The sequence below is a fragment of the Streptomyces sp. NPDC031426 genome (assembly GCF_055581585.1).
Genome location: NZ_JBVIJE010000003.1, coordinates 84,735 through 103,658 on the forward strand (window position 1 = coordinate 84,735; position 18,924 = coordinate 103,658).

Consider the following 18,924-nt stretch of genomic DNA (forward strand, 5'->3'; position numbering starts at 1 on the left):
GCCCGTCGTTGGCGATGAGCGTCCCGATGCGCCCCGCACTGGCACTCCCGGCACAAGCGGATGGGCAGGAGCACCGCGTGTCCGGGCGGCTCACACCGGTCCCGCCGTGGTCTGCCCGACCCGGAGGGAACTGCGCAGCACCACCGTGCGCAGCGGCCGCTCCGTCCCGGCGATCCGGTCCAGCAGCAGGCCGGCCGCCGTCCGCCCCAGGTCGTACGCGGGCACCTGAACCGTGGCGAGGACGGGCCGCACCAGCGGCCCCCAGGGCACCTCGCCGAACGACAGCGCACGTCCCGCTGTGCGCGCTGGTGGGGGCGTTCTTCGGCTGAGCCGGTCCGCCCCGGACACCACCAGGAACCCAGGGCGCCCGCCCTGGGTTCCTGGTCTGCCGCGCGGCTGTGTCAGTGGGGGGCGCTACGGTCTGCCCCGTGAACGCAGTACGCGCGGCGCTCGATCATGTGCTGGGCCTCATCGCGGACGCTCCCTGGAGCGCGAGCCTGGTCCTGCGCGGCAGCATGGTGATGCCGGCCTGGGTGGGGGACGCGGCGCGCCAACCGGCCGATCTGGACTGGGTGGTGCTGGAGGACGCCGTCGGGGTCGACGCGCTGGACCCGTATCCGTACGTCGACCGGCTCGACGTCGTGCAGCAGTGGCCCGAGGCCGCCGCCGGCGCGGCGCGGTACGAGATGTGGACGTACGAGGAGTTCGACACCGGCGGGCAGCGGCCGCTGCTCCCGCCCGAGGGGCTGTACTGGCTCCCCGAGGAGGACGCCGTGGAGACCGAACCCCCCTACGCCGACCTGCTGGAACGCGTGGCACGGCACCCGGAGGCCGCCCCCGGCCTCCTCCTCGACGCGGACAAGGCGCGCGTCGACGGCACGTGGACCTACGCCGCCTACGACACACCGGGCGTGCGCCTGCTCATCCCCTGGCACGCCGACGGCCTGCCCTCCGGGGAGGTACGGCTGGACTTCGCCCGCGACGAGACACTGCCCGAACCCCCTGTCTGGACCCTGATACCACGCGGCGACGGCGGTGGCCCCGTCCCGGTGCGCACGGCGAGCCGGGAGCTGTCCCTGGCCTGGAAGCTGCTCTGGCTGCACAACGACAGCCGGGACGGAGGGCGCGCACAGGGCAAGGACCTGTACGACGCGGTCCTCCTCGCCGAGACGGAAGGCACCCGGCTCCCAGCGCGCCTGTTGCGGAAGGTCTTCGACCGGGCGTCCGGCCCCGCGGACCCGCACACCACCCTCGACCCGGCCGCGGTGCTCCGCTGGGACGTGGACTGGGCCGCGTTCCGGGACCGTTACCCGGCCGTCCGGGGCAGCGCGCAGGACTGGCTGCGCCGACTCGCCGGGGCGCTGGCTCCCTCGTGAGGCCGTACCGGAAAATCACATGCCCCCGGCCGCCTCCCTCTCGTACCGTCATCCCGTACCGAGCGCCGCCATCACCGTACGGCGGCGCCTGTCGTCCGACACAGAGGGGAGCCCGGCCGTGCGCGCACGCACCGCTGTCACCGCTCCTCGCTCCCGGTACGAGGTGATCCTCGTGTCCCGCACCGTCCGGTGCCCGCTGCGCGGCCAGCACCGGACGCCCGTGACGTCTTTCTGAGCTGGGACGCACGGGTAATCGCGCTGCCCTTTTCCTCGATTCAGACCTGGACGTCAGGCTGATCCGCAGAAAGGCCCTGGGCCGTGCGCACGAACCTCACCACCCTCGCCGCCGTCCGCAACCTCGGCATCCTCGCCCACGTCGACGCGGGCAAGACCACCGTCACCGAGCGGATCCTGTACGCGACGGGCACCACCCACAAGCGGGGCGAGGTGCACGACGGCACCACCGTCACCGACTTCGACCCACAGGAACGCGACCGCGGCATCACCATCTTCGCCGCCGCCGTCACCTGCGCCTGGGACGGGCACCGCATCAACCTCATCGACACTCCCGGCCACGTCGACTTCGCCGACGAGGTCGAGCGCTCACTGCGCGTCCTGGACGGGGCGGTCGCCGTGTTCGACGCCGTCGCCGGGGTCGAGCCGCAGAGCGAGTCGGTCTGGCGGCAGGCGGACCGGCACGGCGTGCCGAGAATCGCTCTTGTCAACAAGATGGACCGTGCGGGCGCCGATCTCGACCGGGCCGTCGAGTCCATCCGGCAGCGGTTGCATCCCGTACCGCTCGCCGTCCAGCTCCCCATCGGCGCGGAGGACGGGTTCACGGGTGTGGTGGACCTCGTACGGATGCGCTCGCTGGTCTGGGCCGACGGCGCGGGTACGGCCGTGGCGGGGCCCGTGCCCGAGGCGCTGGCGGAGGAGGCGGCACGGCGGCGCCGGGCGTTGGAGGAGACGGTCGCGGAGCTGCACCCGGCCGCGCTGGAGGAGTTCTGCGACCGGGAGACGCTCGGCGCCGACACGCTCGCGGGAGCGCTGCGCGACCTCACCCGCACCGGGGACGGCGTGGTCGTCCTGTGCGGCTCCGCCTACCGCAACCGCGGTATCGAGCCGCTGCTGGACGCGGTGGTGGCGTATCTGCCCTCGCCGCTGGACGTCCCCGCCGTGCGTGGTGTCCACGAGGGCGCCGGTCAGGAGCGGGCCGCCGACCCCGAAGTGCCGTTCGCGGGGCTCGTGTTCAAGGTGAGCGCGAGCGCCACCGGGCGGCTGGCCCATGTGCGCGTGTACTCGGGCACGCTCGAGAAGGGAGACACCGTGTGGGTCCCGGGCACCGGGCGCACCGAGCGTGTGGCGCGCATCCTGCGGGTCATGGCGGACCGGCACGTCCAGCTGGACCGGGCGGTCGCGGGTGACATCGTCGCGCTCGCCGGTGTGAAATCGGCTCGGGTCGGCTCCACGCTGTGCGAGCCCGGCGCCCCGCTGCTCCTGGAACCGCCGGTGGCCGCCGAGCCGGTGGTGTCCGTCGCGGTCGAGGCCCGCCGCGCCACGGACACCGGCCGGCTGGCGACGGCGCTGGCACGGCTGGCCGAGGAGGACCCCTCGCTGGTGGTGCGCACCGACGCCGAGACCGGGCAGACCGTGCTGTCCGGCATGGGCGAACTCCACCTGGAGGTCGCGGTGGAGAAGATCCGCCGGGACGGGGGACCGGAGGTGAGTGTGGGCCGGCCCCGGGTCGCCTACCGCGAGACGGTCGTCGAGGGCGTGACCGGGTTTGTGTTCCGCCACGTCAAACAGGACGGCGGCGCCGGGCAGTTCGCCCATGTCGTGCTCGATGTGGAACCGCTCGGCCCCGAAGTCGGCGCCATCGGCTTCGAGTTCCGCTCCGCGGTGGTCGGCGGAACGGTGCCGCAGGAGTATGTGCGCGCGGTGGAGGCCGGTTGCCGGGACGCGCTCGCCGAGGGTCCGCTGGCGGGGCACCCGGTGACCGGGCTCCGGGTCACGCTCACCGACGGCTCCACCCATGTGAAGGACTCCTCCGACACGGCCTTCCGCACCGCCGGCCGGCTCGGCCTCCGCGAGGCTCTGCGCGCCTGCGCGACGGATCTGCTGGAACCGGTGGCCGAGGTCACGGTGACCGTGCCGGAGGACGCCGTCGGCTCGGTCCTCGGCGACCTGGTGTCCCGGCGCGGCCGGATCGGCGGCTCCGAGACCCGGGGCGGCGCGGCCGTACTGACCGCGACCGTGCCACTGGCCGAACTGTTCGGCTACGCCACCAGGTTGCGCAGCCGCACCCAGGGCCGCGGCACCTTCACGACCCGTCCCACGGGCTACGCCCCGGCATCCCGACCGGTGCCGGTCCGGTAGCGGGGCGGGGCCCGCACCACCAGCCGATGCGGTGGGTGGTGCGGGCCCCTCGGGAAACACGTCCCGCGCAAGCGGGTGGCAAGCCCACGCCACTCCACCCCCGACTCTCGCACCTGCCTCCCCTCCACCGCCGCCCGCCAAGCGGGCCCCGTCGGCCGCTGCTGCGCCTGGCGGGGGCGGTGGCCGCCGGAGCTGAAGAACGCCGCGAGGGGGAGGACCGCAGCGCCGATGGTGACCGCGTCGGGGCCCAGCCGGCCCAGTTCGATGCGGCCCCGGCCCGCGGAGTGCCGCAGGGCCCGGGCAGCCACAGCAGCCGGCTCGGCCGGCCCGCGTCCGTGTCGAGCACGCCGGCCTCCTCCACCAGGCCGTCGGCGAGCAGTCCGGTCACGACGTTGCTGACGGAGCCTGAACTCTGGCCGGTCGCCGGGCCCAGCGCATGCCGGCTCATCGGCCCGTCGACATACAACCGTTGCAGAGCGGCGCCCCGGCTCTCCCGTCGCAGGTCACGCACCGTACGGCCGCCCACCGCTGCCACCTGGCCCCCCTGTTTCCGGACTGTCCGGCGGTTTGCCGCTGCCGGATCTCTTGACGAGCGTTTCTCCTGAGGTTTAACTCACGTCCTAAATTAAGCCATGAGAGGGCTTCGGGGGTGAACGGGTGTCAACCCCCGTGAGCAGCCTCGGGTCCTCGACTCCCGGAAAGGGACACCAGGAGCCATGCGCAGCATCCGAGCCGCGGCCACAGGCGCCGTCACCCTGTCTCTCGTCCTCGCGGCCACGGCCTGCGGAGGCGGCTCGTCAAGCGGCGGCGGGTCCAACGACTCGCCGAAGACGCTGACGTACTGGGCCTCCAACCAGGGCGCCAGCATCGCCGTCGACAAGCAGGTCCTCCAGCCCGAACTCGACAAGTTCCAGAAGCAGACCGGAATCAAGGTGAAGCTGGAGGTCGTGCCCTGGTCCGACCTGCTCAACCGGATCCTCACCGCGACCACCTCGGGTCAGGGCCCGGACGTGCTGAACATCGGCAACACCTGGAGCGCCTCGCTGCAGTCGACCGGCGCGCTGCTGCCCTGGGACGCGAAGAATTTCGCGAAGATCGGCGGCAAGGACCGGTTCGTCGACTCCGCGCTCGGCTCGACCGGCGCGGCGGGCAAGGACCCGGCCGCGGTCCCGCTCTACTCGATGGCGTACGCCCTCTACTACAACAAGAAGATCTTCGCCGACGCCGGGATCAGTCAACCACCCGCCACCTGGGCCGAGTTGGTAGCCGACGGCAAGAAGATCCAGGCCAAGGGCAAGTCCGCGCTCGGCGCCGAGGGCGCGAACCCGTCGGAGAACATCCACCACGTCTTCGTCTTCGCCAAGCAGCACGGCGCCGACTTCTTCACCGCCGACGGCAAGCCCGACTTCACCAACCCCAAGGTGGTCGAGGCGGTCAAGAGTTACGTCGACCTCATGGCGAAGGACAAGGTCATACCGACCGGCGACGCCGAGTACGCGCAGAACCAGTCCGTCAGCGACTTCGCCAAGGGCAAGCAGGCGATGCTGCTGTGGCAGTCCGCCTCCGCCAACCTCAAGTCCCAGGGCATGAGCGAGGACGCCTATGGCATCGCGCCCGTCCCCGTGATCTCCGGCACCCCCGGCACCGGCACCCAGGTGAACTCGATGGTCGCCGGCATCAACCTCGCCGTCTTCAAGAACACCCACAACCTGGACGGTGCCACCAAGTTCGTGAAGTTCATGACCTCCGACGACGAGCAGAAGATCCTCAACACGGCGTACAGCTCCATCCCGCCGGTCAAGTCCGCGCAGGCGGACGCCGCGTTCGGCGCCCCCGCCACCGCCGTGCTGAAGAACACCCTCGCCACCAGCGCGGCCGCCCTGCCGCAGGTCGCGTCCGAGTCGCAGTTCGAGACGGCGGTCGGTACGGCCGTCAAGGACCTGTTCGCCGATGCCGCCGCCGGTCGCGCGGTGACCACCGACTCGGTCAAGGCCGCGCTGCAGAAGGCCCAGCAGCAGATGCCGGCGGCGTGAGCACCAAGATGACGACCACCGCGTACAAGGAGCCGGTGGCGCAGGCACCGTCCGGTGCGGCGAAGCGCGAACCCCGCCGCCGCACCGGGCGGCTCCGCCGCGTCTGTCTGCCGTACCTCCTGCTCCTGCCCGCCCTGCTGCTCGAACTCCTCGTCCACCTGGTGCCGATGGTCATCGGCATCGTGATGAGCTTCAAGGAGCTCACCCAGTTCTACATCCGCGACTGGAGCACCGCGCCCTGGTCCGGCCTCGGCAACTACAAGGTGTCGGTGGACTTCAGCGCGCCCGTCGGGGACGCGCTGCTGCACTCCTTCTTCGTCACCGTCGGCTTCACCCTGCTGTCGGTCGGCCTGTGCTGGCTGATCGGCACCGCCGCCGCGATCTACATGCAGGACACCTTCCGCGGCCGCGGACTGCTCCGGGCCCTGTTCCTGGTGCCGTACGCCCTGCCGGTCTACGCGGCCGTCATCACCTGGGTGTTCATGTTCCAGCACGACAACGGCCTGGTGAACCACGTCCTGCACGACCAGCTGCACCTCACCGGCAAGCCCTCCTTCTGGCTCATCGGCGACAACAGCTTCTACGCGCTGCTGACCGTGTCGGTATGGAAGGGCTGGCCGTTCGCCTTCCTCATCGTGATGGCCGGTCTGCAGAACATCCCCCGGGAGCTGTACGAGGCCGCCGCGCTGGACGGGGCCGGCATGTGGCAGCAGGTCCGCCGCATCACCCTGCCGTCCCTGCGCCCGGTCAACCAGGTGCTGGTCCTGGTGCTCTTCCTGTGGACGTTCAACGACTTCAACACGCCGTACGTGCTGTTCGGCAAGTCCGCCCCCGAGGCCGCCGACCTCATCTCGGTCCACATCTACCAGGCGTCCTTCGTCACCTGGAACTTCGGCACGGGCTCCGCCATGTCGGTCCTGCTGCTGCTCTTCCTGCTCGTCGTGACGGGCGTGTACCTGATCTTCACCTCGCGCGGACGGAGGGCCGCCGATGTCTAGTCCGCCCCTCGCCTCACCGACGCGCAACTCGCCGATGGCGCCGCCGCGTTCCTTCATCTGGTCCCGGCGGATCTTCCTGACCCTGCTCACCGGTTTCGTGCTGATCCCGGTGTACGTGATGGTCTCCAGCTCCCTGAAGCCGCTCGCGGACGTCACCGGCAAGTTCCGCTGGCTGCCGAGCGGCCTGACCATCCGCCCGTACATCGACATCTGGTCGACGGTCCCGCTCGCGAAGTACTTCATGAACTCGCTGATCGTGGCGGGCGCGGCGACGATCTGCTCGGTCGTCATCGCGGTGTTCGCGGCGTACGCGGTCAGCCGCTACGACTTCCGGGGCAAGCGCGTCTTCACCGTGACGGTCCTGTCGACGCAGATGTTCCCCGGCATCCTCTTCCTCCTCCCCCTGTTCCTGATCTACGTCAACATCGGCAACGCCACCGGCATCGCCCTGTTCGGCTCCCGAGGCGGCCTGATCCTCACGTATCTGACCTTCTCCCTCCCGTTCTCCATCTGGATGCTCATCGGGTACTTCGACTCGGTGCCGCGCGACCTGGACGAGGCGGCGCTGGTGGACGGCTGCGGCCCGCTCGGCGCGCTGCTCAGGATCGTCGTACCGGCCGCGATCCCCGGCATCGTCGCGGTCGCCGTCTACGCCTTCATGACGGCGTGGGGCGAGGTGCTCTTCGCGTCCGTCATGACCAACGACACCACTCGCACCCTCGCCGTCGGCCTCCAGGGCTACTCCACCCTCAACGACGTCTACTGGAACCAGATCATGGCCGCCTCGCTGGTCGTCAGCGTGCCCGTGGTGGCCGGCTTCCTGCTGCTGCAGCGCTATCTCGTCGCCGGTCTGACGGCGGGCGCCGTCAAGTGACCCGAGCGACCAACACCCCTGATCCCGAAGGGACTTCCGTGTCCGAACGCATCGACCTCGCCGCACTCCCGCACGACTTCCTGTGGGGCACGGCAACCGCGGCGTACCAGATCGAGGGGGCCGTCGCCGAGGACGGCCGTACGCCCTCGATCTGGGACACCTTCTCGCACACCCCGGGGAAGACCGCGAACGGCGACACCGGCGACGCCGCCTGCGACCACTACCACCGCTGGCGCGAGGACATCGGCCTGATGCGGCAACTCGGCGTCAACGCCTACCGGTTGTCGGTGGCCTGGCCCCGCGTCCTCCCCGGCGGGACGGGGGCGGTCAACTCCAAGGGCCTCGCCTTCTACGACGAGTTGGTCGACGCACTGCTGGAGGCCGGCATCACCCCGTCCATCACCCTCTACCATTGGGACCTGCCACAGGTGCTCCAGGACCGCGGCGGCTGGCCCGAGCGGGACACCGCCTTCGCGCTCGCCGAGTACGCCTCGGCGGTCGCGGCCCGCCTGGGCGACCGGGTCAAACTCTGGGCCACTCTCAACGAGCCGAGCTGCTCGGCCTGGATCGGCCACCTGGAGGGCAAGATGGCCCCGGGCTGGACGGACCTGACCGCCGCCGTACGCGCATCCGTCCACCTGCTGCTGGGCCACGGCCTCGCCACCCAGGCGATCCGCGCCGCGGCGCCCGGCGCCCAGGTCGGCATCGTCAACAACCTCTCCACCGTGCACGCGGCCACCGACCGCCCCGAGGACATCGCGGCCGCCCGCCGCCACGACGGCCATGTCAACCGCTGGTGGCTCGACCCGGTGCACGGCCGCGGCTTCCCGTCCGACATGGTCGAGACCTATGGCGTCGAACTCCCGCTACGAGCAGGCGACTTGGCGACGATCGCGACCCCGCTGGACTGGCTGGGCCTGAACTACTACTTCCCCGCGTACATCTCCGACGCCCCGGACGCCCCGGCGCCGTACGTCCGCGCGGTGCGCCGCGAGGGCGTTCCGCGCACCGGCATGGACTGGGAGATCGACGCGAGCGGCATCGAGACGCTGCTGCTGCGGCTCGCCGAGGAGTACGGCGCCCGGAAGCTCTACGTCACCGAGAACGGCTCCGCCTTCCCGGACGTGGTCCGCCCCGACGGCAGCGTCGACGACCCCGAGCGCAGGGACTACCTGGAGCGCCATCTCGCCGCCTGCGCCTCGGCCGCGACCAAGGGCGCCCCGCTCGCCGGCTACTTCGCCTGGTCCCTGCTGGACAACTTCGAGTGGGCGTACGGCTACGACAAGCGCTTCGGCCTGGTCCACGTCGACTACCGCACCCAGGCGCGCACGATCAAGAGCAGCGGACACCGCTACGCGGACATCGTCCGCGTCCACCGCGACCAGGCACGCCGGGCCGCCTGAGCCGGGCCCGGCGGCCGGTGGGCACGGGAGGGGAGCCCGTGCCCACCGGCGCCGTACCATCCCTGACATCCCTACGATGCGTCGCGCGCACCGTGCGGAGGTCCGGGCCTCTCGGCTACTCCGGGGGCGTGGGGGTCTCGGGGGTGCGGTACATCGCCTGGACGTCCAACTCGAGCTGGATGGTCGGGCCGACGACCGCGATGCCGCGTGCCAGCATCGAACGCCAGTTGAGAGTGAAATCCTCGCGGTGCAACTCCGTCTTCGCCAGTGCCGCGCAGCGGAGTTCCTGCTCGTAACCGCCGTTCACCGTACCGAGGTACGTCGTGTCTAGGCCCACGGATCGGCTCATGCCGTGCATGGTGAGCGTGCCGTTCAGCATCCACCTGGAGCCACCGCGGTAGACGAACCGGGTGCTGGCGAAGTCGATGTACGGATAACGCTCGACGTCGAGGAAGTCCGCGGAACGGAGGTGGTTGTCGCGGGTCTTGTTGCCCGTGGTGACGCTGGAGGCGTCGATGCGCACCGACACCTGGGAGTCGGCCATGTCCGGCGCGATGCGGATGCCTCCGTCGAAACGGGTGAAGCGGCCGTGGACGTGGGCCATGCCCACGTGCTTGGCGATGAACCGTATCGCGGTGTGCGGTGGGTCGAACAACCAGGTGCCGGGCGGCGGAAGTTCCAGCTGACGGGCGGGCAGCAGCGCGATACGGGACAGGGAGTGGACGAGCCCGGCGGCGATGTCGACGTTCTCGCGGGCGGGCGTGAGCCCCTCCGACATGGCCATCACGCTGTAGGAGCCCGGCGGCAGCGTCACCATGAACAGGCCGTACGGGTCAGTGGTGCCGCGAGTCACGACGCGGTGGCTGTCCAGCGCGGTCACCGTGACCTCGGCACCGCCCATGGGCTGCCCCAGGGGATCCACGACCTCGCAGCCGTAAGCGCCCGCACCGGCTGGCAGTGATACAGACAGACCCGCGGCACCGGAAGCACCGCGGGAACGCCGACGTCGGAGCAGTCCGAGGACCATGCTGTGCGCCTTTCTTCACGCCTGTCACCACTGCGAGGCCCGCTCATCTGTCGGCGTTCGTGGTCACCGAGATGGTCCAGGTTCTGGTTGCAGTCGCGATGAGATTTATGATTCAACGATCATAGGGCAGGCGGTGGGGAGTAGTGCTTCACTTGTGCCGGAGCCGCAGCAAGGCTCACTGAAGCAGTCGACTACGGCGTATGGCCTCAACTACAGGCGCTGTCAAGATGTTTCGGGTTCGCTGCTTTGCACCGCTGCTGCGGGGAAGGGGACCGGAACTGTCGCGACGTTCACGCACTGCCCGCGATGTCGCCACACACACCACACACCACACATCCACCGCCGCCGCAACCTGCCGCTGGCGGTTGGACGGGAGAACGGACCCAGGTCCCGCTCCGGGGAACCGCTTGACGCCGGAGTGATGTGCCGCGAGGTGCTCTTCGGGCACGACAAGCTGTGCGTGGAGAGGGCGGACCGGGTCAGCGCACCCCGGACCATCGCCAACACGTGCTGGTGGGCAGGCGGGGTCTTGGCGCCGTCGTCCCCTCGCAGGAGTACCGGGCCGAGGCCGTCACCGACGGCCATGGGGTTCGCCGGACCAGGAGACGTACGGCTGTCGCGAGCCCTGATGCAGGCGATGAAGAGCAGGCAGCGTTCGGACATGAGGTCCGTCCCGAGCTGCTTGGCGTCCGCCTCTGGCGGCGTGACCGCTTTCGGGAAGGGCAGCGCGCCGTCGTTGGTGTCGATCACCGCGACGCAGCGGAACTCCAGACCCTCGAACGAGTGCATGGTCCCGACTCGCACGACCTCCGCTTCCCCCGCGGCGTCGACGGGTCGCAGCGGTGCGGCGGGGATGCCGGCGGCCTTGATGCGGGCCACGGTCCTGGCGCACGCCCGTCTTCGGCCGCTCCACGCTTCTCGGCGCCTATGCGGCCGGTGTCATCTCCGGTGGCGTGTACACCGACGACGGCAACACGACCTACACCGCGAGCGACAACACCTGCTCGCAGGAGTACTCCCAGATCTCGCAGGAGCCCAACGGCGGCACCGTCCACAGAGACCTCTTCATGAAGGCCTGCCTGAACAACGTCAATGACACCGCCAAGACCGATCCGGCACCTTGACCGGCGGGGCGTGGCGGAAGGAGCACCCCGCCCGGCGGGTCCGAGGACGGACGCGCGGCCCCTGCCGGCCCCGCCGCTGAACAGCACATCCATGCCCCACGTATCACCCAACCGTGGCAGGATCCCTCACCATGAGCGCGTCACCGGCGGTGAAGAGTCTGCGTGCCGCGGTGTTCGCCGCGGTGTGTGTGCTGCTCGCCGCCGCAGGGCACGGGCTCGCCATGGGCGACATGCCGCCGCTGTGGGCCGACGCGGCAGGTTTCCTGGCCGTGTTCGCGCTCGGCTGGCTGTTGGGCGGCCGGGAGCGGTCGCTGCCCGGCATCGGCCTGGCCATGCTCCTCACCCAGGCCGGGCTGCACCTCGGGTTCGACGCCGCGCACCCGGTCACCGGGCGCGTGGCCATGTCCGGCCACGCCATGGCCGCGATGCACGGCCACGCGGCGGCCATGAGTGACGTACCCGCGACCGCGCACCCGCACCTCACCGTCCACGTCACCGCCGCCCACCTCCTCGCCGCGCTGGTCGCCTCCTGGTGGCTGCGGCGGGGCGAGGCCGCGCTGTGGTCGTTGCTGCGGCGGGCCGCCGCGCTCGTTCCCGGCCTCGTCGCCTGGTGGCGCGACACGCCGTTGGCGGCCCCTGTCGATCATGCCCCGTGCTTGCCGGCGGCCTCCCAACCGCTGCGCCTGACCGTACTGCGGCACGCCGTCAGCAGACGTGGACCCCCGACCCCGATCCCGTACTCGTTCTGACCCTGAACACCAACGTCATCCGTACGGAGATCGACTCACCCATGTCCGCATCCACATCACATCTCATCGGCCGCCGCGCCGGAACCGTCGCCGCCCTCGCGGCGACCACGGTCCTGCTCGCCGCCGGTGCCGCCTCCGCGCACGTCACCGTCCATCCCCAGAGCTACGCCAAGGGAGCCACCGACGGCGTGCTGACCTTCCGCGTCCCCAACGAGGAGGACAGCGCCTCCACCACCAAGGTGCAGGTCTTCCTGCCCACCGACCACCCCGTGCTCGGCGTGCTCGTGCACCCGCAGGACGGCTGGACCGCCAAGGTCACCACCAGCAAGCTCAAGACGCCGGTCAAGACCGACGACGGCACCATCACCGAGGCCGCCTCCGAGATCACCTTCAGCGGTGGGAAGATCGGTGCCGGGCAGTACGAGGACTTCACCGTCGCCTTCGGCCAGCTTCCGGACGATACCGGACAGTTGGTCTTCAAGACCCTGCAGACCTACTCCGACGGCAAGGTCGCGCGCTGGATCGAGGAGCCGGCCGGCGGCGACGAGCCGGAGAACCCGGCGCCGGTGCTGAAGCTGACGGCCGGTGACGCGAGCGGTGCACCGGCGTCCGCCAAGACCGCCTCCGCCTCCGCCACCAAGACCGTCGACGCGAGCGACTCCACGGCCCGCGGCCTCGGCATCGCCGGGCTGGTCGTCGGTGTGCTCGGGCTCGCGGCCGCCGCGTTCGCGCTCGTACGGAGCCGGGGCGCGCGGTCGTAACCAGCGAGGACGTCAGGAAGGGCCCGGACCGGCAAACGGTCCGGGCCCTTCCCGATGCCAGGGGCCCCGATGCCAGGGGCCCCGATGCCAGGGGCCCCGATGCCAGAGGCCGTCGCTCAACGCCCCACCAGCTCCAGCACCTTTCCCTCCCCGGCCACCGCCTCCACGGAGATGCGCGAGGTGCGCCACAGCCATCGCACGTCCCGGCCGAAGGACCACAGCAGTGAGCCCAGGGCGACGAGTACGACCGCCAGGTTCGCCAGGTGGGGGAGGAGTTCGGCGCCGGCCAGGAGCAGGGCGATGCCCTGGATCGCGGCGACGGTCTTGCGGGCGAAGGACGGCGGCAGCGGGGCGTTCAGCCAGGGGGCGATCCGGGCCGCGGCGACGAAGGCGTAGCGCATGCCGCCGATCAGCAGCACCCACGGGCCGAGTTGCGTGGACACGTACACGCTCAGCACCAGGATCAGGAACGCGTCCACCTCCATGTCGAAGCGCGCGCCCAGCGCGGTCGACGTCCCGGTGCGGCGGGCCACCTTGCCGTCCACCCCGTCCAGCAGCAGCGCCACGGCGGTCAGGCCGACCAGCAACGTCACCGGCGGCGTGCTCTCGAAGGAGTCCGCGACCAGGGCGGTCACTCCGCCCACCAGGGTCGCCCGGCCGAGCGTCACGCGGTTGGCGGGGCCGAAGGTGCGCAGGCAGGAGCGGTGCAGGGCCCGGGACAGGACCGCCCAGGTGGCGAACGCGAACGCCAGGCCCGTGAGCCAGCCGGCCGGCCCCATGCCTATCGCCGTCCCGAGCAGGGCCAGCAGCAGGAGCTGTATGCCCGCTCCCACCGCGGTCTCCTGCTGAGGCCTGGCGTCATACGTGTTGTTCAGGGCCACCGCACACCCTCCGGCCGAGTGACAGAGTCGATCAACGCCGCGTACTGTGCGCGGCCTGTGCACTTCTCGGTACGTGAACAACTTCCCTACTGTTCAGGAGGATGCCGATGAACCGCTCGGCCCGCGCGTTCTGGCTTCGCTCACCGGGCCACGGCGAGCTGCGCGACATCACCCTCGCGGAGCCCGCCGAGGACGAGGTCCTGGTGCGCGCCCTGTACTCCGGGGTGAGCCGCGGCACGGAGACGCTCGTGTTCCGGGGCGGGGTGCCGGAGAGCCAACACGCCGCGATGCGGGCGCCGTTCCAGGAGGGCGACTTCCCGGGCCCGGTGAAGTACGGCTACCTCAGCGTCGGCGAGGTGGAGGAGGGCCCGGACGAATTGGTCGGGCGTACGGTCTTCTGCCTGTATCCGCATCAGAGCCGTTACGTCGTTCGGGTGAACGCCGTGACCGTCGTGCCCGAGCGGGTGCCCGCCGAGCGGGCCGTGCTCGCCGGGACGGTGGAGACCGCCGTGAACGCCCTGTGGGACGCGGCGCCGCTGATCGGCGACCGGATCGCGGTGGTCGGCGGCGGCATGGTCGGCTGCTCGGTGGCCGCCCTGCTGGCCCGCTTCCCCGGCGTCCGGCTGCAGCTGGTCGACGCCGACCCCGAACGCGCCAAGACCGCCGAGGCGCTCGGCGTGGACTTCGCGACGCCCGACTCCGCCCTCGGCGACTGCGACCTCGTCGTGCACGCCAGCGCCACCGAGGCCGGTCTCACCCGCGCGCTGCAACTCCTCGCTCCCGAGGGTACGGTGGTGGAACTGAGCTGGTACGGCGACCGACGCGTCGCCCTGCCGCTCGGCGAGGCGTTCCACTCCCGCCGGCTCACCGTGCGCAGCAGCCAGGTCGGCACCGTCTCCCCGGCCGCCCGCGCAGGCCGCGGTTACGCCGACCGGATGGCGCTCGCCCTCGACCTGCTGGCCGACCCGGCGCTGGACGCGCTCATCACCGGGGAGAGCGCCTTCGAGCAACTCCCGGACGTCATGCCGAGGCTCGCCTCGGGCGAGATCCCCGCCCTGTGCCACCGGATCCGGTACGCGGGACGGGCCTGACCTGAGAAAAGAGTGAGAGTGGGCTGAACACGGGGAACCGAAGAGCCGTACTACACGGCATCCCCCGGCGGGTAAGGACAGGGGGACCAGACGCGTCGTACCTGGAGGGTCGTCCGTTGTTCAGCATCACCGTCCGCGATCACATCATGATCGCCCACAGCTTCCGCGGCGAGGTGTTCGGGCCCGCCCAGCGCCTGCACGGCGCCACGTTCCTCGTGGACGCCACCTTCCGCCGCGAGCAGCTGGACGAGGACAACATCGTGGTCGACATCGGCCTGGCCACGCAGGAACTGCGCCTCATCACCGCCGAGCTGAACTACCGCAACCTCGACGACGAGCCCGACTTCGCCGGCGTCAACACCTCCACGGAGTTCCTCGCCAAGGTCATCGCAGACCGGCTCGCCGAACGCGTCCACAAGGGCGCGCTCGGCGAGGGCGCCAAGGGCCTCGCGGGCATCTCCGTCACCCTGCACGAGTCGCACATCGCCTGGGCGAGTTACGAGCGTGGCCTGTGACCGGGGCGACCACGGAGCGGTCACGGCTGTCCTACGTCCCGGCGCAGCTCACAGCCGCTGCCGTCGAGAAGGCCGGAATCATCCCCATGTCCCTGCGCACCGTGCACTTCGTCCTGCCGGGCGGCATCGACGACCCGGCCGCGCCGAGCGGCGGCAACGCCTACGACCGCCGGGTCTGCCTGGACCTGCCCGGCTTCGGCTGGCAGGTCACCCGGCACGCCGCGCCCGGCTCTTGGCCGCGCCCCGACCAGGCCGCCCGCGACCACCTCGCCCGCATCCTGGGGGACCTGCCGGACGACGCGGTGGTGCTGCTGGACGGGATCGTCGCCTGCGGCGTCCCGGAGGTCGTCACCCCGCACGCCGACCGGCTGCGCCTCGCCGTGCTCGTCCACCTCCCGCTGGGCGACGAGACGGGCCTCGACCCGGCCGTCGCCGCCGACCTCGACGCCCGCGAGCGCGCCGTGCTGCGCGCCGCGCCCGCCGTCGTCGCCACCAGCGACTGGGCCGTACGGCGGCTCGTCTCCCATCACGGACTGGCCCCCGAACGGGTGCATGTCGCCGCGCCCGGCGCCGACATCGCGCCCCTCGCGCCCGGCACCGACGGCGTCTCCCGGCTGCTGTGCGTGGCCGCCGTCACCCCGCGCAAGGGCCAGCACCGGCTCGTGGAGGCCCTCGCGGCGGTACGGGACCTGCCGTGGACCTGCGAGCTGGTCGGCGGACTCGGCCACGATCGCGCGTACGTCGCACAGTTGCGCGAGACGATCGCCGGTTACGGCCTCGCCGACCGGCTGCACCTGACCGGCCCGCGCTCCGGCGCCGACCTCGACGCCACCTACGCCGCCGCCGACCTGATGGTCCTCACCTCCTACGCCGAGACCTACGGCATGGCGGTCACCGAGGCCCTGGCCCGCGGCATCCCGGTGCTCGCCACCGACGTGGGCGGCCTGCCGGAGGCCGTCGGCCGCGCCCCCGACGGCGGGGTGCCCGGCATCCTCGTCCCGCCGGAGGACCCTGGCGCGCTCGCCACCGAACTGCGCGGCTGGTTCGGCGAGCCCGACGTACGCCGCAGGCTCAAGTCCGCCGCCCGCGGCCGCCGCGCCGCGCTCGACGGCTGGGCCGCGACCGCCCGCAGCCTGGCCGGAGTCCTCGCACGGCTCCCCGAAGCTCCGAGGAGGGCGGCATGACCGCGCAGGAGACCACGACGAACGGCATGGCGTCGATCCCGGCCCAGGCCGGACCGAGGGAGGTGGGTCCGGTGCGCAGGGCCGAGGACGAGCGGAACCCGGTACGCGAGGCCGGTCACGAGGAGCTTGGGGTCCCGGGCGGCCCGACGGCTTCGGAGGCGTCCGGTACGGGGGAGGAGGGCGGCGCCCTCGGGGCGGCGAACGGTACTGCGGCCCCGGGTCGAGAGGTGGTGTCCGGAAGGAGCCCCGTGACGCGCGGGACGGCGGCGGGCGGTGCCGGGCGGTTCGACGGCGCTGCCGACGACGGGGAGCGCGCTGCGGATGCCTCGGTCGTCGCCGGGGCCGGGCCCGTAGGCCGGCCCGGTGAACGGGCCACCGTACGGCTGCGGCACGGTGAACCCGAGGAACCGCCCCGGTACGCGCCCGAATGGCTCAGGTTGCGGGAAGGGGCCGACGCGGCCGCCCGCGCACAGGACCTGCTGGACCCCTTGCGGATCCGGTTCGCGAACCCGCCGGGCCGCACCGGCGCGCTCGCCGTGCACGACCTGGGCTGCGGCACCGGCTCCATGGGGCGCTGGCTCGCGCCCCGCCTGGACGGCGCCCAGCACTGGGTGCTGCACGACCGCGACCCCTACCTGCTGCACTTCGCCGCCGTGGGCTCCCCGCACTCCGCCGCCGACGGCAGCAGCGTCACCGTCGAGACCCGGCGCGGTGACGTCGCCCGGCTGACGCCGGACGCGCTGGCCGGGGCCGCGCTGGTCACCGCCTCCGCGCTGCTCGACGTGCTCACCCGCGAGGAGATCGGCACCCTCGTCGACGCCTGCGCCGGGGCCGGCTGCCCCGCGCTGCTCACCCTGTCGGTCGCCGGACGCGTCGAACTCACCCCGGCCGACCCGCTGGACACGGAGATCGCCGAGGCGTTCAACGCCCATCAGCGACGCGCCGGGCTGCTCGGCCCGGACGCGGTCACCGTGGCCTGCGAGGCGTTCGCCGCACGCGGGGCCGCCGTACGCGTGCACCCGAGCCCTTGGCGGCTCGGCCCCGAGCAGGCGGCGCTCACCGAGCAGTGGCTGCGCGGCTGGGTGGGCGCGGCTGTGGAACAACGGCCCGAACTGCACGACCGCGCCGAGCGGTATCTGCGGGACCGGCTCGCCGCCTGCACGGCCGGTGAGCTGCGGGTCGTGGTCCACCACAGCGACCTGCTGGCCCTGCCCCGGCCGACGGGCGGCGCGTCATGAGTTCGCGGCCGGTGACGCCCTCCGGCATGGCGCACGCACGCGTGCACGATCCGGGAAGGGGCCACGCGCGCGTGCAGGACGGCGGTCCGGCGGATGTGTGCGTGTACGGCGCCGGCACGATCCACGCGCGCGTGCCGCGTGGGGGCACGGCGCAGGCTGAACGACCGTCCTCGCACCCGGAGCCGTCGTCGTCCTCGCTCTTGGTACCGCCGGCCGCTGAATCCACCCCCGAGCCCTCGCAACCTCCGCAGGCCCCCGCCCCCCGGCGCCCGCGCTTCCGTGCGCTGCGGACGCACTTCGGCACCGCTGCCGGTGCGGTCATCCTCGGGGCCCTGTTGTGGCGGCTGGGTACGGGCGTGCTCGTCGACGGGCTGCGGCGGATCGACACGGTGACGGTGCTGGCCGCGCTGGGCATCGGCGTGGTGACCACCGTGCTCAGCGCCTGGCGCTGGCAGTTGGTGGCCCGAGGTCTGCGCATCCGGCTGCCGCTCGGCCCCGCCGTCGCCGACTACTACCGGGCGCTGTTCCTGAACGCGACGCTGCCCGGCGGGATCCTGGGCGATGTGCACCGGGCGGTCCGGCACGGACAGAGCGCCGGTGACCTGCGGCGCGGGGTGAAGGCCGTCGTACTGGAACGCGTCGCCGGGCAGCTCGCGCTGGCCGTGCTCGCCGTGGCGGTGCTGCCGACGCTGCCGTCGCCGGTGCGCGCCGAGGCCCGCGACTTCGCTCCGCTGGTCGCCCTCGGGTTGGCCGGCGCGCTCGCCGTCGTCCTGGCCGTGCGGATGAACCACGCGTCCGCCCGCCGGGCCGGTGGTCTGCGCACCGCCTTCGGCGAGGCGCGCCAGGGTCTGTTCTCCCGCCGGGGCGGGCCGGGTGTCGCGCTGTCCTCGGCCGTCGTCCTGGCCGGGCACGTGGCGATGTTCGTCGTGGCGGCCCGGGTCGCCGGCTCCGCCGCGTCCGTCGTGCAGCTGCTGCCGCTCGCGGTCCTCGCCCTGGTCGCCATGGGGCTGCCGCTGAACGTCGGTGGCTTCGGGCCCCGCGAGGGCGTCACCGCCTGGGCGTTCGGCGCCGCGGGGCTCGGTGCGAGCACCGGAGTCGCCGTCGCCGTCGTGTACGGCGTGCTGAGCTTCGTGGCGAGCCTGCCCGGCGCCGTCGTCCTCGCCGTGCGCTGGTACGCCGGCCTGCGCGCCGACTCCGCCACGGCGGACCCCGCCACGACCGATCCCGCCAAGACGGACCCCGCCAAGATGGACAAGGCCGCGCCCGAACCGACGGACCCCGACCCGGTCTCCGC

The 18,924-nt window shown here is 72.1% G+C and carries 16 protein-coding genes and 3 pseudogenes; 14 read left to right on the top strand and 5 right to left on the bottom strand.

The window, feature by feature from the left end; all coding sequences use genetic code 11:
• Window positions 1–90: 90 nt before the first annotated feature.
• A complete protein-coding gene (locus ACZ5NH_RS05840; RefSeq protein ID WP_468773152.1) occupies window positions 91–270 on the bottom strand; it encodes a substrate-binding domain-containing protein in 180 nt (59 codons plus the stop codon).
• 158 nt (window positions 271–428) lie between these two features.
• On the opposite strand from ACZ5NH_RS05840, the gene ACZ5NH_RS05845 reads away from it, so the two are divergent.
• Window positions 429–1,376: a nucleotidyl transferase AbiEii/AbiGii toxin family protein gene (locus tag ACZ5NH_RS05845; RefSeq protein WP_468773153.1), complete on the top strand. Its 948-nt coding sequence runs from the start codon at window positions 429–431 to the stop codon at window positions 1,374–1,376.
• A gap of 318 nt (window positions 1,377–1,694) precedes the next feature.
• A complete protein-coding gene (gene fusA, locus ACZ5NH_RS05850; RefSeq protein ID WP_468773154.1) occupies window positions 1,695–3,752 on the top strand; it encodes an elongation factor G in 2,058 nt (685 codons plus the stop codon).
• A gap of 307 nt (window positions 3,753–4,059) precedes the next feature.
• On the opposite strand, the pseudogene ACZ5NH_RS05855 reads toward fusA, so the two are convergent.
• Window positions 4,060–4,287 (bottom strand): annotated as a pseudogene (locus ACZ5NH_RS05855) (sugar kinase); the annotation flags it as partial.
• A gap of 181 nt (window positions 4,288–4,468) precedes the next feature.
• Between ACZ5NH_RS05855 and ACZ5NH_RS05860 the strand changes: the two are divergent.
• The 4 genes from ACZ5NH_RS05860 to ACZ5NH_RS05875 are packed head-to-tail and all read left to right on the top strand — an operon-like array spanning window position 4,469 to window position 9,060.
• A complete protein-coding gene (locus tag ACZ5NH_RS05860; protein WP_468773155.1) occupies window positions 4,469–5,785 on the top strand; it encodes an ABC transporter substrate-binding protein in 1,317 nt (438 codons plus the stop codon).
• 8 nt (window positions 5,786–5,793) lie between these two features.
• Entirely contained in the window at window positions 5,794–6,783 is a 990-nt protein-coding gene (locus ACZ5NH_RS05865) for a carbohydrate ABC transporter permease (protein WP_468773502.1), read from the top strand.
• A 34-nt stretch (window positions 6,784–6,817) separates the two neighbouring features.
• Window positions 6,818–7,657, top strand: a complete 840-nt coding sequence (locus tag ACZ5NH_RS05870) for a carbohydrate ABC transporter permease (protein WP_468773504.1) — start codon at window positions 6,818–6,820, stop codon at window positions 7,655–7,657.
• Between the two features lie 38 nt (window positions 7,658–7,695).
• On the top strand, window positions 7,696–9,060 hold the full coding sequence (locus ACZ5NH_RS05875) for a GH1 family beta-glucosidase (protein WP_468773156.1): 1,365 nt from the start codon (window positions 7,696–7,698) through the stop codon (window positions 9,058–9,060).
• Window positions 9,061–9,175: 115 nt separating this feature from the next.
• On the opposite strand, the gene ACZ5NH_RS05880 is transcribed toward ACZ5NH_RS05875, so the two are convergent.
• Window positions 9,176–10,087 carry a YceI family protein gene (locus ACZ5NH_RS05880; protein WP_468773157.1) on the bottom strand — a complete coding sequence of 304 codons (912 nt, stop codon included), beginning with the start codon at window positions 10,085–10,087 and terminating at the stop codon, window positions 9,176–9,178.
• Between the two features lie 571 nt (window positions 10,088–10,658).
• Window positions 10,659–10,978 (bottom strand): annotated as a pseudogene (locus ACZ5NH_RS05885) (3'-5' exonuclease); the annotation flags it as partial.
• A 62-nt stretch (window positions 10,979–11,040) separates the two neighbouring features.
• On the opposite strand from ACZ5NH_RS05885, the gene ACZ5NH_RS05890 reads away from it, so the two are divergent.
• The 3 genes from ACZ5NH_RS05890 (at window position 11,041) to ACZ5NH_RS05900 (ending at window position 12,721) form a co-directional block, all read left to right on the top strand.
• Window positions 11,041–11,211 (top strand): hypothetical protein, encoded by a 171-nt coding sequence (locus tag ACZ5NH_RS05890; protein WP_468773158.1) that lies wholly within the window; start codon window positions 11,041–11,043, stop codon window positions 11,209–11,211.
• A gap of 131 nt (window positions 11,212–11,342) precedes the next feature.
• Window positions 11,343–11,960 carry a hypothetical protein gene (locus ACZ5NH_RS05895; protein ID WP_468773159.1) on the top strand — a complete coding sequence of 206 codons (618 nt, stop codon included), beginning with the start codon at window positions 11,343–11,345 and terminating at the stop codon, window positions 11,958–11,960.
• Window positions 11,961–12,001: 41 nt separating this feature from the next.
• On the top strand, window positions 12,002–12,721 hold the full coding sequence (locus ACZ5NH_RS05900) for a YcnI family copper-binding membrane protein (protein WP_468773160.1): 720 nt from the start codon (window positions 12,002–12,004) through the stop codon (window positions 12,719–12,721).
• Between the two features lie 116 nt (window positions 12,722–12,837).
• Here ACZ5NH_RS05900 and ACZ5NH_RS05905 read toward each other — a convergent pair whose 3' ends face one another.
• Window positions 12,838–13,602, bottom strand: a complete 765-nt coding sequence (locus tag ACZ5NH_RS05905) for a CDP-alcohol phosphatidyltransferase family protein (RefSeq protein WP_451557575.1) — start codon at window positions 13,600–13,602, stop codon at window positions 12,838–12,840.
• A gap of 107 nt (window positions 13,603–13,709) precedes the next feature.
• Between ACZ5NH_RS05905 and ACZ5NH_RS05910 the strand changes: the two genes are divergently transcribed.
• From ACZ5NH_RS05910 to ACZ5NH_RS05930, 5 genes and pseudogenes are all read left to right on the top strand, one after another.
• The gene (locus ACZ5NH_RS05910) at window positions 13,710–14,693 is read left to right on the top strand and encodes a zinc-dependent alcohol dehydrogenase (protein WP_468773161.1); all 984 of its coding nucleotides are present in this window, start codon (window positions 13,710–13,712) and stop codon (window positions 14,691–14,693) included.
• Between the two features lie 116 nt (window positions 14,694–14,809).
• Window positions 14,810–15,208, top strand: a complete 399-nt coding sequence (locus tag ACZ5NH_RS05915; RefSeq protein WP_388627085.1) for a 6-pyruvoyl trahydropterin synthase family protein — start codon at window positions 14,810–14,812, stop codon at window positions 15,206–15,208.
• Window positions 15,205–16,392 (top strand): glycosyltransferase family 4 protein, encoded by a 1,188-nt coding sequence (locus ACZ5NH_RS05920; protein ID WP_468773162.1) that lies wholly within the window; start codon window positions 15,205–15,207, stop codon window positions 16,390–16,392. The genes ACZ5NH_RS05915 and ACZ5NH_RS05920 overlap by 4 nt, the downstream gene beginning before the upstream one ends.
• Before the next feature lie 248 nt (window positions 16,393–16,640).
• The gene (locus ACZ5NH_RS05925; protein WP_468773506.1) at window positions 16,641–17,630 is read left to right on the top strand and encodes a class I SAM-dependent methyltransferase; all 990 of its coding nucleotides are present in this window, start codon (window positions 16,641–16,643) and stop codon (window positions 17,628–17,630) included.
• 26 nt (window positions 17,631–17,656) lie between these two features.
• Window positions 17,657–18,718 (top strand): annotated as a pseudogene (locus ACZ5NH_RS05930) (lysylphosphatidylglycerol synthase transmembrane domain-containing protein); the annotation flags it as partial.
• Window positions 18,719–18,924: the final 206 nt, after the last annotated feature.